15 protein-coding genes are annotated in these 12372 nt (G+C 63.8%); 10 read left to right on the forward strand and 5 right to left on the reverse strand.

Features of this window, described 5'->3' with window-relative positions; genetic code table 11:
• Nucleotides 1–25 precede the first annotated feature (25 nt).
• Entirely contained in the window at nucleotides 26–991 is a 966-nt protein-coding gene (locus F7R90_RS00055; protein ID WP_158055263.1) for a transcription initiation factor IIB, read from the forward strand.
• Between the two features lie 55 nt (nucleotides 992–1046).
• Here the strand turns inward: F7R90_RS00055 and F7R90_RS00060 are convergent, their stop codons facing one another.
• Together F7R90_RS00060 and mutS are read right to left on the reverse strand one after the other, a co-directional pair.
• The gene (locus F7R90_RS00060) at nucleotides 1047–1412 is read right to left on the reverse strand and encodes an SHOCT domain-containing protein (RefSeq protein ID WP_158055264.1); all 366 of its coding nucleotides are present in this window, start codon (nucleotides 1410–1412) and stop codon (nucleotides 1047–1049) included.
• Between the two features lie 188 nt (nucleotides 1413–1600).
• Nucleotides 1601–4279, reverse strand: coding sequence for a DNA mismatch repair protein MutS (gene mutS / locus F7R90_RS00065; RefSeq protein WP_192498450.1), 2679 nt, complete (start codon nucleotides 4277–4279; stop codon nucleotides 1601–1603).
• 175 nt (nucleotides 4280–4454) lie between these two features.
• Here mutS and F7R90_RS00070 point away from each other — a divergent pair, with 175 nt between their 5' ends.
• The 3 genes from F7R90_RS00070 to F7R90_RS00080 are packed head-to-tail and all read left to right on the forward strand — an operon-like array spanning nucleotide 4455 to nucleotide 5998.
• Nucleotides 4455–5132 carry a DUF4396 domain-containing protein gene (locus tag F7R90_RS00070; protein WP_158055265.1) on the forward strand — a complete coding sequence of 226 codons (678 nt, stop codon included), beginning with the start codon at nucleotides 4455–4457 and terminating at the stop codon, nucleotides 5130–5132.
• A 51-nt stretch (nucleotides 5133–5183) separates the two neighbouring features.
• The gene (locus F7R90_RS00075; RefSeq protein ID WP_158055266.1) at nucleotides 5184–5597 is read left to right on the forward strand and encodes a DUF302 domain-containing protein; all 414 of its coding nucleotides are present in this window, start codon (nucleotides 5184–5186) and stop codon (nucleotides 5595–5597) included.
• 59 nt (nucleotides 5598–5656) lie between these two features.
• A complete protein-coding gene (locus F7R90_RS00080) occupies nucleotides 5657–5998 on the forward strand; it encodes a four-helix bundle copper-binding protein (protein WP_158055267.1) in 342 nt (113 codons plus the stop codon).
• Here the strand turns inward: F7R90_RS00080 and F7R90_RS00085 are convergent.
• Nucleotides 5995–6276, reverse strand: coding sequence for a hypothetical protein (locus F7R90_RS00085; RefSeq protein WP_158055268.1), 282 nt, complete (start codon nucleotides 6274–6276; stop codon nucleotides 5995–5997). The genes F7R90_RS00080 and F7R90_RS00085 overlap by 4 nt on opposite strands.
• A 58-nt stretch (nucleotides 6277–6334) precedes the next feature.
• On the opposite strand from F7R90_RS00085, the gene F7R90_RS00090 reads away from it, so the two are divergent.
• Nucleotides 6335–6859 carry a hypothetical protein gene (locus F7R90_RS00090; RefSeq protein WP_158055269.1) on the forward strand — a complete coding sequence of 175 codons (525 nt, stop codon included), beginning with the start codon at nucleotides 6335–6337 and terminating at the stop codon, nucleotides 6857–6859.
• A gap of 9 nt (nucleotides 6860–6868) precedes the next feature.
• Here F7R90_RS00090 and F7R90_RS00095 read toward each other — a convergent pair whose 3' ends face one another.
• The gene (locus tag F7R90_RS00095; protein WP_158055270.1) at nucleotides 6869–8122 is read right to left on the reverse strand and encodes an NUDIX domain-containing protein; all 1254 of its coding nucleotides are present in this window, start codon (nucleotides 8120–8122) and stop codon (nucleotides 6869–6871) included.
• 165 nt (nucleotides 8123–8287) lie between these two features.
• Between F7R90_RS00095 and F7R90_RS00100 the strand changes: the two genes are divergently transcribed.
• From F7R90_RS00100 to F7R90_RS00110, 3 genes are all read left to right on the forward strand, one after another.
• A complete protein-coding gene (locus F7R90_RS00100; protein ID WP_158055271.1) occupies nucleotides 8288–8812 on the forward strand; it encodes a metallophosphoesterase family protein in 525 nt (174 codons plus the stop codon).
• Between the two features lie 77 nt (nucleotides 8813–8889).
• The gene (locus F7R90_RS00105; protein WP_158055272.1) at nucleotides 8890–9657 is read left to right on the forward strand and encodes a coenzyme F420-0:L-glutamate ligase; all 768 of its coding nucleotides are present in this window, start codon (nucleotides 8890–8892) and stop codon (nucleotides 9655–9657) included.
• Nucleotides 9644–10615 (forward strand): 5,10-methylenetetrahydromethanopterin reductase, encoded by a 972-nt coding sequence (locus F7R90_RS00110; protein ID WP_158055273.1) that lies wholly within the window; start codon nucleotides 9644–9646, stop codon nucleotides 10613–10615. Before F7R90_RS00105 ends, F7R90_RS00110 begins: the two co-directional genes overlap by 14 nt.
• On the opposite strand, the gene F7R90_RS00115 is transcribed toward F7R90_RS00110, so the two are convergent.
• A complete protein-coding gene (locus F7R90_RS00115) occupies nucleotides 10581–10790 on the reverse strand; it encodes a hypothetical protein (protein WP_158055274.1) in 210 nt (69 codons plus the stop codon). The two genes, F7R90_RS00110 and F7R90_RS00115, sit on opposite strands and share 35 nt — an antisense overlap.
• A 117-nt stretch (nucleotides 10791–10907) precedes the next feature.
• Here F7R90_RS00115 and F7R90_RS00120 point away from each other — a divergent pair, with 117 nt between their 5' ends.
• Nucleotides 10908–11156, forward strand: coding sequence for a DUF7573 domain-containing protein (locus F7R90_RS00120; RefSeq protein ID WP_158055275.1), 249 nt, complete (start codon nucleotides 10908–10910; stop codon nucleotides 11154–11156).
• A gap of 235 nt (nucleotides 11157–11391) precedes the next feature.
• Nucleotides 11392–12372 carry an AAA family ATPase gene (locus F7R90_RS00125; RefSeq protein ID WP_158055276.1) on the forward strand — a complete coding sequence of 327 codons (981 nt, stop codon included), beginning with the start codon at nucleotides 11392–11394 and terminating at the stop codon, nucleotides 12370–12372.

Here is a 12372-nt window from a genome sequence, read left to right on the forward strand (position 1 = left end):
CCGTGTCGCTCTCACACGTGTAACCATGGAGAGAACTCGTCGGCTGACCGAACAAGACGAAGAAACAACCGAGCAAGAAGAGCAGAAAGGTGGCCGACAACAGTGCCCCGAATGTGACTCTGCAGACCTGGTCAAGAGCGCGGACGGAAGCGAACTCGTCTGTGGCGACTGCGGCCTCGTCATCGAGGAGACGAACGTGGACCGCGGGCCGGAGTGGCGAGCGTTCAACCACCAAGAACGCCAATCGAAGTCCCGTGTGGGCGCGCCGACGACGAACACGATGCACGACAAGGGCCTGACCACCACCATCGACTGGAAGGACAAGGACGCCTACGGTCGGTCGCTCTCTTCGAAGAAGCGCAGTCAGATGCACCGACTGCGCAAGTGGCAGGAGCGTATCCGAACCAAGGACGCGGGCGAGCGCAATCTCCAGTTCGCCCTTTCAGAGACCGACCGCATGGCGAGCGCACTCGGTGTGCCGCGCTCGGTACGCGAGGTCGCCAGCGTCATCTACCGTAAGGCGCTCAACGAGGACCTGATTCGCGGCCGTTCCATCGAGGGTGTGGCTACCTCGGCACTGTACGCGGCCTGCCGCAAAGAGGGAATCCCGCGCAGTCTCGAAGAAGTATCCGGCGTCTCGCGTGTAGACCGCAAGGAAATCGGCCGCACCTACCGCTACGTCTCCCAAGAACTCGGCTTGGAGATGAAACCGGTAGACCCCAAGAAGTACGTCCCCCGATTCTGCTCGGAACTCGAACTCGGCGAGGAAGTACAGGCGAAGGCCAACGAAATCATCGAGACCACCGCCGAGAAAGGACTGCTCTCTGGCAAGTCCCCGACCGGCTACGCCGCCGCCGCGATTTACGCCTCCTCGCTGCTCTGCAACGCGAAGAAGACTCAGCGAGAGGTCGCGGAAGTCGCGCAGGTGACGGAAGTCACCATCCGGAACCGGTATCAAGAACAGATCGAAGCGATGGGCATCCACGAGTAGTCGCAGTTCGACGTTTCGAGGTCTTTTCTGCAATCGGCGCACTCCGACAGGCTTCTCACCGTTCGTCGCGCTGAAGGCGCTCTCGGCGTTCTTCGAACTCCTCGTCGGAGATGTCGCCGCGCGCGTACGCCGTTCGGAGTTCTTCTATCGCCGGGTCGTTGCCACTGATGTCACTTCGAACCCCCTTGAACAGGAGGTAGCCACCGCCAACGAGGACGAGGAGGAACAACAGCGGTCCGAGGAATCCCATGATGAGCATCCACGTCGGGACGTTCCCGCCGTAGCCCCACATTCCGGGCCCCATCATTCCACCCCAACCCATCATGCCGAATCCCATCGTCAGGGCTGGCAGGAGGACGAGGAGCGCGATTGCGAGGAGGACGAGCGTTCCTAAACTTGGTGTGTTGTCTGTAGTACTCATGTCGTGGTCACCCTATATTGCAAGGCTGTCCCACTAGCGTACGTTCTCCCTCTTTATCCTGTTTGCTCCTAACGAATTTGGGATCGAAAGCTGGCGGAGTGACGAAAAGTAAGGTGTCGAGAGCATCTCTGTACTCGCCTCCGATCGTCCGAGAACGCACTCCTCTAAAAATCTCCTCTGTCAGCGACTCACTCCTCCAACTCGTCCTGCCACTGCTTGACCTGATTCATCAGTTCGACGGGCGAGGTTCCGGTCAGGTCGGTTCCACGTAACTCCTCCAGCACGGACTCGGTGGCGGGATCGAGTGCTTCCTGCTCTTGCTCCGTCTCGCGTGCTTGCTCCATCTTCTCATCACCTGTCGCTCCGCTCGCCGACCCCTGAAACTGCCCGGCCCCCAAATCGAAGACGACCTGCTTCGTCTCGCCGTCACTCGCTTCCTCGCTTCCGCGCACGTCGATTGCCTCGTCCTCGCGCAACTTCGCCAGCACGTCGCGCGACCGTTCCACGACCGGATTCGGCACGCCAGCCAAGTTGGCGACGTGAATCCCGTACGAGCGGTTCGTTGGGCCGTCTTCGACGGTGCGGAGGAAGGTCACGTCGTCGCCCTGCTCGTCCGCCGCGACGTGGACGTTCTCGACTCTGTCGAGGCTCTCGGCGAGCGTCGTCAGTTCGTGGTAGTGGGTGGCGAACAGCGTCTTGGCACCGATTTCGTTGTGCAGGTACTCCGTGGCGCTCCACGCGATGGAGATGCCGTCGTACGTCGCGGTTCCTCTGCCCACCTCGTCCAGAATCACCAGCGACTCGTCGGTGGCTGAGTGCAGGATATTGCTCAGCTCCTGCATTTCGACCATGAAAGTGGAGCGACCCTGCGCGAGTTCGTCCAGCGCGCCGACGCGGGTGAAGATGCCGTCCACGAGTCCCACGTCGGCCGCCTCGGCGGGCACGAAACTCCCGACCTGCGCGAGCAAAGTTATCAGCGCGACCTGCCGCATGTACGTCGATTTGCCGGACATGTTCGGCCCCGTGACGATGAGGAATCGGCGGTCGTCGGTCATCCGCACGTCGTTCGGCACGAACTCGGTGGTCTGTTCCACGACGGGGTGGCGACCCGCCCGAATCGTCAGGCCTTGCGACTCACTCAGTTCGGGGCGCGTCCAGTCGTTCTCGACGGCGTGGACCGCTAAGGAGGCGAGTGCGTCTATCTCCGCTAAGGCGCGGCCGACCGCTTGCAGGAGGTCTGCCTGCTCGGCCACTCGCTCTCGTAGCTCGGCAAATAGTTCGTACTCCAAGTCGCCTCTGCGCTCTTCGAGGCGGAAGATTTCGCGCTCGCGCTCGTCCAACTCGTCGATGGTGTATCGCTCGGAGTTCTTCAGCGACTTCACGCGGTCGTAGCTCTCTGGAACCTTCTCCGTCTCGGACTTGCCGACCTGAATGTAGTAGCCGTCGGTCTTGTTGCGGTCCACCTGTAAGTGGGTGATGCCGTGTTCGCGCTTCTCGCGGTCGTCTAAGGTGGCTAGCCACTCCTTGGCTTCTTCGTGCTGGTCGATGAGTTCGTCCAGTTCGGCGTCGTAGCCGTGTCGGAACAGACCGCCTTCCGTGACGGTTCCCGGCGGGTCGTCTACGAGGGCGTCCTGCAACTCTTCGCGGAGACTCGCGGCCGCCTCTCTGTTCGGTCGCGCGACGATTTCCGAAAGCGGGGAACTCGTTAATTCGGGGTCGTTGGCAATCGTGTCAGCGACGTCCGGCAGGAGCGCGAGCGTCTCGCGCACCCGAAGCAGGTCACTTGCATCCGCACTGCCGTGGGCGGCCTTGCTCGCAAGTCGTTCGAGGTCGTAGCCGCCGGAGAGAGCGTCTCGGAGTCCTTCACGGGCGAGCGCACTCCCCGCAAGTGCGGCCACCGACTCCTGACGCTCGCCGAGCGTCTGGCGGTCTCGACGCGGCCGCTGGAGCCATTCTTTCAACAGTCGCTTGCCCGGACTCGTCGTCGTGTGGTCGAGCGTCGCGAAGAGTGACCCCTGTCGGTCACCCTGCATCGTCTCGGTGAGTTCGAGGTTGCGCTGAGTCGTCGCGTCCAGTTCGACGTGGTCGTCGCCCTGATACGTCTGGAGGCGCGTCATCGACGCTTTGACGCCCGTACCAGTCTCCTCGACGTAGGAGAGGAGTGCGCCCGCCGCGCGAACCTCCGGCTTGTCGTCGCCGTCGAGGCCCAGATTCGAAAGCGTCTCGTCGCCGAACTGCTGCTTCGTGACGTGGGTCGCTCGCCCCGGCGCGAAGGCGTCGGCGCGGTGGACCGACAGCACGGCGTCGGTGCGCTCGCGGACTCGGTCCAAGAACTGGTCGTCGTTGCGAACGTCGGGACCTGGAAGCACTTCTGCGGGGTCGAAGCGGTAGAGTTCGGTGAATACTTTGGAGTCTGCGTCCGGACCAGACACTTCAGTCACGAGGAAGCGCCCGGTCGTCACGTCGGCGAACGCGAGACCGTACTGGTCGTCGGCGACCCGCACGACGCCCGCCAGATAGCGCGCGTCGGCGTCCGTCGTTTCCAGCAAGGTGCCTGGCGTCACGACGCGCGTTATCTCGCGCTCGTGGCCGTCGGCCGTCTCGTACTGGTCGGCGACGGCGACACGGTAGCCGCGTTCGACCAGTCCCTTCAGGTGCGGCGTGAGTTTGTCCACGGGCACACCAGCCATCGGGTACTTCGAGCCGTGATTGGACTTCTGAGAGACTTTCAAATCCAGCAGATCTGCGACCTCTTCTGCGTCGTCGCCGAAGAACTCGTAGAAGTCTCCGACCTGCATCACGAGATAGTCGGCGTCGGTCTCGGCCTTCAGCGACATGAACTCTCCGACGATGCCGCCGTCAGCCATCGAAATCACGCCCCAAACTTTGAGAGACACTACGCGAGACGGGAGACGAAGTCATATTCGGGAGGAGGGGCGACCGAGACTAAAACCGTGCGGGTTCGAGCGGTCTATCTAACCGAAACGACGACCGAAGTAATTAACCACAACCCCGGTAAGTGCCCACGCCCACCTAGCAACTATGGGATTGCAACAGACGCTCCAGAACGTCCTGACGAATCCGACGTTCCTCGCCGCGTGGGGAGCGGTCGTTGCGGCGTCGCTGGCAGTCCTCGTCTGGGACCTGCGGACGAACAACTCCGAACTGAAGAGTCTGATGCAGTTCGTCTGGGGATTCACCGTGTTGTACTCCGGCCCGTTCGGACTGGCGGGCTACTGGTATTCGGGACGCACGCAGATAGACCACGACTCGCTGTGGCGCAAGGGGTTCCGCTCGGTCAGCCACTGCTACTCTGGCTGTGGTACCGGCGAGGTGCTGGGCATCTCGATGGCGATAGGCCTGTTCGCGTTCAAGACCACCGGGACAGTAATTCTCACGTTCTCGCTGGCGTACTTCTTCGGCTACGCAATGACGGTCGGGCCGCTGATGCAGGAAGGCGTCGGCCTTCGCGAAGCACTCTGGGACGCCTTCTACTCCGAGACGGCGAGCATCACCGTCATGGAAATCGTCGCAATCGGCACCGACATCTGGCTCGCGGGCGAGGCGGGGATGGGCGACGTGCTGTTCTGGACCGGTCTCGTGTTCTCGCTGACGATGGGCCTGCTCGCGGCGTACCCGGTCAACGTCGCGCTCATCCGACTCGGAGTCAAGGAGGGCATGATGAACCCCGCGAAGATGGGCACGGAGATGGGAAGTTGACTCCCTTCCGGCCGCAACCACTACGCAATTCGGCATCGTACTGCGTGCGGCATGGCGTACACGCTCACTCGACGCACGGACAAAGACTTCGACGAGGCTGTCGCAACGGTAGTCGAGGCACTCGAAGACGAGGGGTTCGGCGTCCTCTGCGACATCGACGTGCAGGCGACGCTAAAACAGAAACTCGACCTTTCTGACTATCGTCGCTATCGCATCCTCGGCGCGTGCAATCCGGCGCTAGCACGCGACGGACTTGACGTCGATTCGGACCTCGGCGCGTTGCTCCCCTGCAACGTGGTCGTCTACGAGGCAGACGAGGATAGCGACGAGAACGGCGAAATCGTCGTCAGTGCCGTAGACCCCGAGGCACTGCTGTCGGTCGCCGAGGATTCAGCACTCGACCACATCGGGGCCGACGTTCACGACCGATTCGAGCGCGTTCTCGATGCGGTCGTGGAGTCCTAGAAGGTGCCTGACTCGGCAGGCACAACTCGTTTTCCCGTGGCTGGCGTCTATCCGTCGCTATGGCACTCTCAGAACTCGACGTGAGCGACCAGATGGACGAGTGTATCGACAACTGCTGGGAAGCGGCCCAAGCCTGCGAGTGGTGCGCCGACGCGTGTCTCGACGAGGAGATGGACATGTCGCGCTGCATCCGACTCTGCCGAGACGTGGCGGACCTCGCTAGCATGCACGCCCGGTTCATGGCGCGCAACTCCAACTACAGCGAGCAACTCGCCGAGGACGTTGCAGGCGCGGCCGAGGAGTGCGCCGAAGAGTGTTCGCGCCACGACCACGAGCACTGTCAGGTCTGTGCGGACGTGCTGGAAGACTGCGTGGAGTCGTGTCGCGCGATGATGGCCTAAAGCTCCGATTCGATTGCTTCGACCAGTTCGCGGGCGGCCACGATGTGGTCGTCCGCTTCGCTGTCGCCCGTTTCTTCGACGTTCGAGAGCAACATCGACGCCTGTTCGACTCGCTTTGCGACGACCGACTCGGGAACCTCCGGCCCGACTGCGTCCTCGGCAATCGCCTCTGCCTCGCCGAGATACTGACTCGCGCGCGTCTCGACCGGCAACTCGGCCGTGGCTTCGAGGTGGGCGTGCAGGTCTGCGACGAGCGACTGGAGGGACGAATCGGCCATACGCACCCTTCGATACCGTCTCGTAACAGTCATGTGGTCGAAGCAAGCGCGTGAACGTATGAGCGACGGGACCGAGGAGCGTAACGAGGTGGACGGGCGCGACGAAGTGGACGACAGCGACGAGCCAGACGCCGATGGGGACGGTGCAGACGACCACGACCACGCGCTCCCGCTCGAAGACCTCCAGTATCCGGAGTACGTCTTCGACGAGGGTGAAATCGGCGAGTACGGCGGCTTCGACCTCTCGGCGGACCTCGACCGAGAGGAGATTCGGACGTGGCTCGAAGACCTTGCGGGCGGTCTCGCCAGCCACGACGTCGCGGTCGAATCGCCGGATGGTTACGTCACGCTCGGTGTGGCTCCGGAGGGTGTCGAGATGCGCTTCGACCCGGACGACGACTGCGTCGGCGAGTTCGAGTTCTCGGTGCAGATGCGCGCGAAGGCGATGTTCGTCGCCGACGACCCCGACGGAGAGAAGGTCGGTGCGCGCGGCGGAAAGGGCTTCATCCCTATCGAGGCGCTGACCACCGACGACGAGAAGTTCCGGTGTTACAACTGGGTCGAAGACCCGACCGACCCCTGAGTTACTCGATTATTCTTCTCGGCACGCCGCGAGTCCTCGTAATTCGTCCGCGATAGTCTCGATTTCGCCCGAACCGAGCGTCCCGCGTTCCGTGACGATGCCCGATACGCAGTCGGCGGGCGTCACGTCGAACGTCGGGTTCAGGACCGCTACGTCTGCCTCTCCATCATAGAGTTTTTCGTCTTCTTCGGCCTCCAGATGCACCGTCTCGTCCGTGCGAACCTTGTCGCTGGCGGCGACGGCGTACAGCGGAACGCCCTCGCGCGCTGCGGCGAGGGCCGCCCCGCGCGTGCCAGTTTTATTCACGACGCGCCCGTCGGGGAGAATCGAATCTGCGCCGACGAGAACGGCATCTACGTCCTCGGTCGCTAGTACGTGCGCCACTGCGGCGTCGATGTGGAGCGTCACGTCGCAGTCGTCGGCCAGTTCCTCGGCGACGCCGACGCCCTCGCAGGCAGGGCGCGATTCGGCGACGAAGACGCGGTCGGCGGCGTCGAGCGCCGACAGGACGGTCCCGGAGCGTGAGAGGGTGAGGACGCTCTCGCCGCGAATTTTCTTGGCGGCGTTCCCTGCGGTCTGCTCGTCGGCGGAAAGTGCGCGCTCGATACCCGCTCGTGCGGCCGTTTCCACGGAGTTCGCGGTCTTCTCGTCGCTCGCGTCGGCCATCGCGCGGTTCACGCGATTGCCGAGCGCGGCCATGCTCGGTCTGGCTTCGAGCAGTTCTTCGGCGAGTCGCGCGAGTTCGGACCAGTCCGCACTCTGCCCGGCCCTATCTCGAAGCACCTCCAGCGCCCGCACGGAGATGTACGCAGAGCCGTGTTCGGCGTCGGTGGCGACGCTCTCGACTGTCGGAGCCACGCGCTCGTAGGAAGTCCACAATCGTGGGACGGTCTCGCGGTGAAGGATTTCGGCCGGAGCGACCCACTCGAACTCGGCCGTCTCCCAATCAGTCTCGACTGCTCGTTCCTCGCAGTCGAACAGATACGGGTGGACGACCCAGTGTTTTCCCTCGTCTGCGTCCGCTCCTCTAACGTCGCTGTCCTCGAACTCGAACGGTTCGCCGGTGCGAACGAGCGAACAGGCCGAAAGCAGGCCGGTCTCCTCCTCGATTTCTTCGTGGGCGGCTTCGTCGGGGTCACCTTCTGCGTGACCAGCGACCCCGCCCCACTTGCCGCGGTAGGTGCTGACCTCCTCCGAGCGTCTGAGCAGGAGGACTTCGCCGCGGTTGCGGAGAAAACAGGTGACGACGTGCGTCGGTTCCATAGGCAGGTGTTCGACGGCGAGCGGCTTTGATGTGGTGGGAATTCGTCCTTCGGCTTCTTTCCGCGCCGCGTAGACTATCTATCGAGTCTATCGTTGAGGTTACCTACCACGAACCGCGTTTGCCCTGCCTTCACGCTTTTCTCGCTCGCCGTCGAATCGTCTGCCATGACCGACCTCGAAATCGCCGTCGTCAGCGACACCCACGTTCCCTCCCGCGCCGACGAGATTCCCGACTGGGTCGCGGAGCGAATCCGGGACGCAGACCATACCATCCACGCGGGCGATTTCGATAGCGAGGACGCCTACCAGACTGTCGAGGACCTCGCGGACGGGAACCTCACCGCAGTGGCTGGCAACACCGACCCGCCGTCGCTCGGTCTCCCCGCGGTCACGACGCTCGACATCACCGAGACGCCGTTCGTCGTCACGCACGGCACCGGCCCGAAGGAGGGCTACCGCCAGCGAGTCGCCGACATCGTCCGCCGCGAGGCCGACGACCACGCGGTCGGCGTCTCGGGCCACACTCACGAGGTGCTGAACGAGGACTTCGACGGCGTCCACCTGCTCAATCCGGGAAGCGCGACCGGTGCGCGCCCAGCGGGGCAGGCGACGATGATGACGGTGCGAAGCGAAGGCGGGCAGTTGCGGGTCGAAGTGCACGAAGAGGGGGAATCGGGGGAAGAGAAGTAGGAGCGGCAGGCGAAGTAGGAGCGTAGCCTTCGCCGCTTTCGGGCGGGTTTTTGTGCGCGACGGCCGAACGCTCGGCTATGGAACTGTTCGCGGTGCCGAGACTCCCCGAGGTCAGGCCGGGCGACGACCTCGCGGGACAAATCGAGGAGCGCGTGGACCTCCGGGACGACGACGTTGTGTGTGTCGCCAGCACGGTCGTCTCGAAGGCCGAGGGCCGACTGGCCGACCTCGCCGACTTCCCGGCGGGACCGAGAGCCGAGGAGATAGCCGACCGACTCGAATCCATTTCGGGCGACGAGAAGGACCCCCGATTCGCGCAAGCGGTCTTGGAGGAGAGTACGGAGATTATCATGGAAGCCCCGTTTCTGCTCACCGAGTCGAAGTTCGGCCACGTCGGCGTCAACGCGGGCATCGACCGGTCGAACGTCGGAGACGGCGGGAAGGACCTCCTCCTGCTCCCCGAGCGACCGAACGAGAGCGCGACCAGAATCCGAGACAACCTGCGAGCGGACGCCGCCGTCGTCGTCACCGACACCTGCGGGCGACCGTTCCGCCACGGCCAGCGCGGGGTCGCTATCGGGTGGGACGGAATTCCGGCCTCGCGGGATTGGCGCGGCGAGACCGACCGCGACGGTCACGAATTGGAAGTCACCGTCGAATCCGTCGTGGACGAACTCGCGGCGGCCGCGAACCTCGTCACCGGCGAGGGCGACGACGGCCTCCCCGTGGCGGTCGTCCGCGACTGGGAGTTCGGCGACCACGACGGCTCCGAGAACCTCTACCGAGACGTAGAGAGCGACTTCGTCCGGCAGGCGCTCCGGGGGTGGGAGTTTGCGCGGGATTGAGTTGACTCCGGAACACCCCGTCTCGGAGTTGGTGGAAATCGGCGAGACGGCCGAGGAAGAGGGCTTCGACACCCTCTTCGCCAGTTGTCACTACAACAACCGCGACCCGTTCGTGGTGCTGGACAGAGTCGCGGCCGCGACCGAAGAGATTCGGGTTGGACCGGGCGTCGCGAACCCGTACGAATCGCACCCTGTCTCGCTGGCCTCCCGCGTAGCGACCCTGCAGGAAGCGAGCGACGGCCGCGCGGTCTGCGGCCTCGGCGCAGGCGACCGCTCGACGCTTTCGAACCTCGGCATCGACCGGGACCGCCCGCTCCGGCGCGTGCTGGAGACGATGAAAGTCAGCCAGAAGCTGTGGGCGGGCGAGCGAGTGGACCACGACGGAACGTTTCAGGCGACCGACGCGGGCCTGAACTACGAAATCGACCCTGCACCGGTCTACGTCGGGGCGCAGGGACCCCACATGATTCGGATGGCGGCGAAACACGCAGACGGCGTGCTGGTCAACGCCTCGCATCCGAAGGACTTCGCGTGGGCCGACGAGCAGGTAGAGAAGGGACTAGAAGAGCGGCCTTCTGAGAGAGGTAACTTCGACTTCGCGGCCTACGCCAGTGTTAGCGTCGCCGAAGACGAGGTGGCCGCCCGCGAAGCGGCACGGCCACCGGTCGCCTTTATTGCTGGTGGTGCGGCACCGCCGGTGTTGGAGCGTCACGACATCGACCGCGAGTTGGCGGAGACAATCGGGGAGCGTATCGAATCGGGTACCTTCTCGGACGCGTTCGAAGCCGTGACGCCCGCGATGATAGACGCCTTCTGCATCGCCGGAACGCCCGAAACGGTGTCGGAGAAGATTTCGAGTGTGCTCGCGTACGCCGATAGCTTCGTCGCCGGGTCGCCGCTCGGCCCGGACCCGAAGGAAGCAGTCAGCCTTGTTGGGGCGGCTTGCCGCCAGCACTGATGTCCGGAACGACGGCGTCGAGGGCCGCGCCGAGGGTGAGATAGCCCATGACGGCCGACGAGGCCGCGACGAAGAAGGCCCCGAGCGCGAGCAGGACCGCAGAAATCGGGTCAGAGAGCGCCACGTCGGTGAAGTAGCCAACCATGTCGAGGACGTTCTGGATGATAGTTGCCATACTCGAACGTGAGTGGTCGGGGTACTTGTTTGCTCCGCCATCTTCGAGCGACGAGGGGCTTCAGCCTGCTCGTCGCGCTCCGCTACGCTTACCACGGGTGCTTGCGTAGTGTCGCGCGTGTCAGAAGACGCGTCGCTCGATTCGTTCGCCCCCGGCGAGTCCGACAGCGAAGAGACAGATACGCCCGCGGAGTCCGACGACCACGAGGCGGACGAACTGTCGTCGGACTCGCAGGTCGTCGAGCCTGCCACTTCGACCTACGAGTGGTCGCCAGCGGGACAGGAGTGCGACCACTGCGGCGACACCGTGGCGCGGCGGTGGCGCGACGACGACGTGCTTGTCTGTCAGGACTGCAAGAGTTGGTAGTTCGGAACTCGACGTGTTCGAAATTCACCAATAGCGCCTCTTTTCCGTGTCGCGGTAACTCAAAGAATCGTTTCAGTTGCGACAAAAGTTACAAAGGAGGGACGTTTAGATAGCAGTAACAGGCGCAGCCTCGATATCTTCGTGTTCCCCCGAGGACACGCGAGAAGACCGACGACGAGGGTATCTGTCCCCTTCATCGTGGGTCGTCGCCCTCCCCGCGCCGAGAACGCTACTCATGACGGAAGCCAACTCGAAACCCAAGCCGCGCCGTACCGAGTCGCCTGAACCGCTGTCGGTAGAAGAAGCGGGGTCGCTCGCTTCCCGCGTCGTCGAGAACGTCGAGGAGGTCATCGTCGGCCACCACGAGGTGACCGAACACATCGTCACCGCCATCCTCGCACGTGGCCACCTCCTGTTAGAAGACGTGCCCGGCGTCGGAAAGACGATGCTCGCCCGCTCGCTGGCCAAGTCGGTCGATTGTGAGTTCACGCGCGTCCAGTTCACGCCCGACTTGATGCCCACGGACGTGACCGGCGTCAACGTCTTCAACGAGCAGACCCGCGAGTTCGAGTTCCAACCCGGCCCCGTCTTCGGCAACGTCGTGTTGGCCGACGAAATCAATCGGGCACCCCCCAAGACCCAGTCGGCGCTGCTGGAAGCGATGGAGGAAGCCCAAGTCACCGTCGATGGGGTCACCCACGACTTGGACCAGCCGTTCACAGTCATCGCCACGCAGAACGACGTGGAAGCCGACCGGACCTACGAACTGCCGATTGCGGAGGTAGACCGCTTCATGAAACAGCTCTCGATGGGCTATCCGAACCCCGAAGACGAGTCGGAGGTCCTCCGTCGGGTCGTCGGCAGTCATCCAATCGAGGAGTTGGAACCGGTCGCCACCGCAGAAGACCTCCGGCGCGCCCGCGAGACTGTCTCGCAGGTGACCGCCGAGGCCGCCGTTCGAGAGTACGTCACCCGCATCGCCAACTTCACGCGCGACCGGGCGGAACTCGGTGTGAGTCCGCGCGGTTCCATCTCGTTGCTTCGGGCCGCACAGGCCCGCGCCATCCTCGACGGCCGCGACTACGTCGTCCCGGACGACGTACAGCAAGAGACGACCCCCGTCCTCGCGCACCGAGTCAGAACCGGGGCGGAGACCGGTGGTCAGTCCGGGCGGGCACTCATCGACGACGCGCTGGAATCAGTTCCGGTGGAATGA

Source organism: Halorussus halophilus (assembly GCF_008831545.1).
GTDB classification, from domain to species: domain Archaea; phylum Halobacteriota; class Halobacteria; order Halobacteriales; family Haladaptataceae; genus Halorussus; species Halorussus halophilus.

Bases quoted from the DNA above. Each gene is read 5' to 3' on its own strand.
- F7R90_RS00055 (WP_158055263.1), top strand. From the start codon at position 26: ATGGAGAGAACTCGTCGGCTGACCGAACAAGACGAAGAAACAACCGAG.
- F7R90_RS00060 (WP_158055264.1), bottom strand. From the start codon at position 1,412: ATGAGTACTACAGACAACACACCAAGTTTAGGAACGCTCGTCCTCCTC.
- mutS (WP_192498450.1), bottom strand. From the start codon at position 4,279: ATGGCTGACGGCGGCATCGTCGGAGAGTTCATGTCGCTGAAGGCCGAG.
- F7R90_RS00070 (WP_158055265.1), top strand. From the start codon at position 4,455: ATGGGATTGCAACAGACGCTCCAGAACGTCCTGACGAATCCGACGTTC.
- F7R90_RS00075 (WP_158055266.1), top strand. From the start codon at position 5,184: ATGGCGTACACGCTCACTCGACGCACGGACAAAGACTTCGACGAGGCT.
- F7R90_RS00080 (WP_158055267.1), top strand. From the start codon at position 5,657: ATGGCACTCTCAGAACTCGACGTGAGCGACCAGATGGACGAGTGTATC.
- F7R90_RS00085 (WP_158055268.1), bottom strand. From the start codon at position 6,276: ATGGCCGATTCGTCCCTCCAGTCGCTCGTCGCAGACCTGCACGCCCAC.
- F7R90_RS00090 (WP_158055269.1), top strand. From the start codon at position 6,335: ATGAGCGACGGGACCGAGGAGCGTAACGAGGTGGACGGGCGCGACGAA.
- F7R90_RS00095 (WP_158055270.1), bottom strand. From the start codon at position 8,122: ATGGAACCGACGCACGTCGTCACCTGTTTTCTCCGCAACCGCGGCGAA.
- F7R90_RS00100 (WP_158055271.1), top strand. From the start codon at position 8,288: ATGACCGACCTCGAAATCGCCGTCGTCAGCGACACCCACGTTCCCTCC.
- F7R90_RS00105 (WP_158055272.1), top strand. From the start codon at position 8,890: ATGGAACTGTTCGCGGTGCCGAGACTCCCCGAGGTCAGGCCGGGCGAC.
- F7R90_RS00115 (WP_158055274.1), bottom strand. From the start codon at position 10,790: ATGGCAACTATCATCCAGAACGTCCTCGACATGGTTGGCTACTTCACC.
- F7R90_RS00125 (WP_158055276.1), top strand. From the start codon at position 11,392: ATGACGGAAGCCAACTCGAAACCCAAGCCGCGCCGTACCGAGTCGCCT.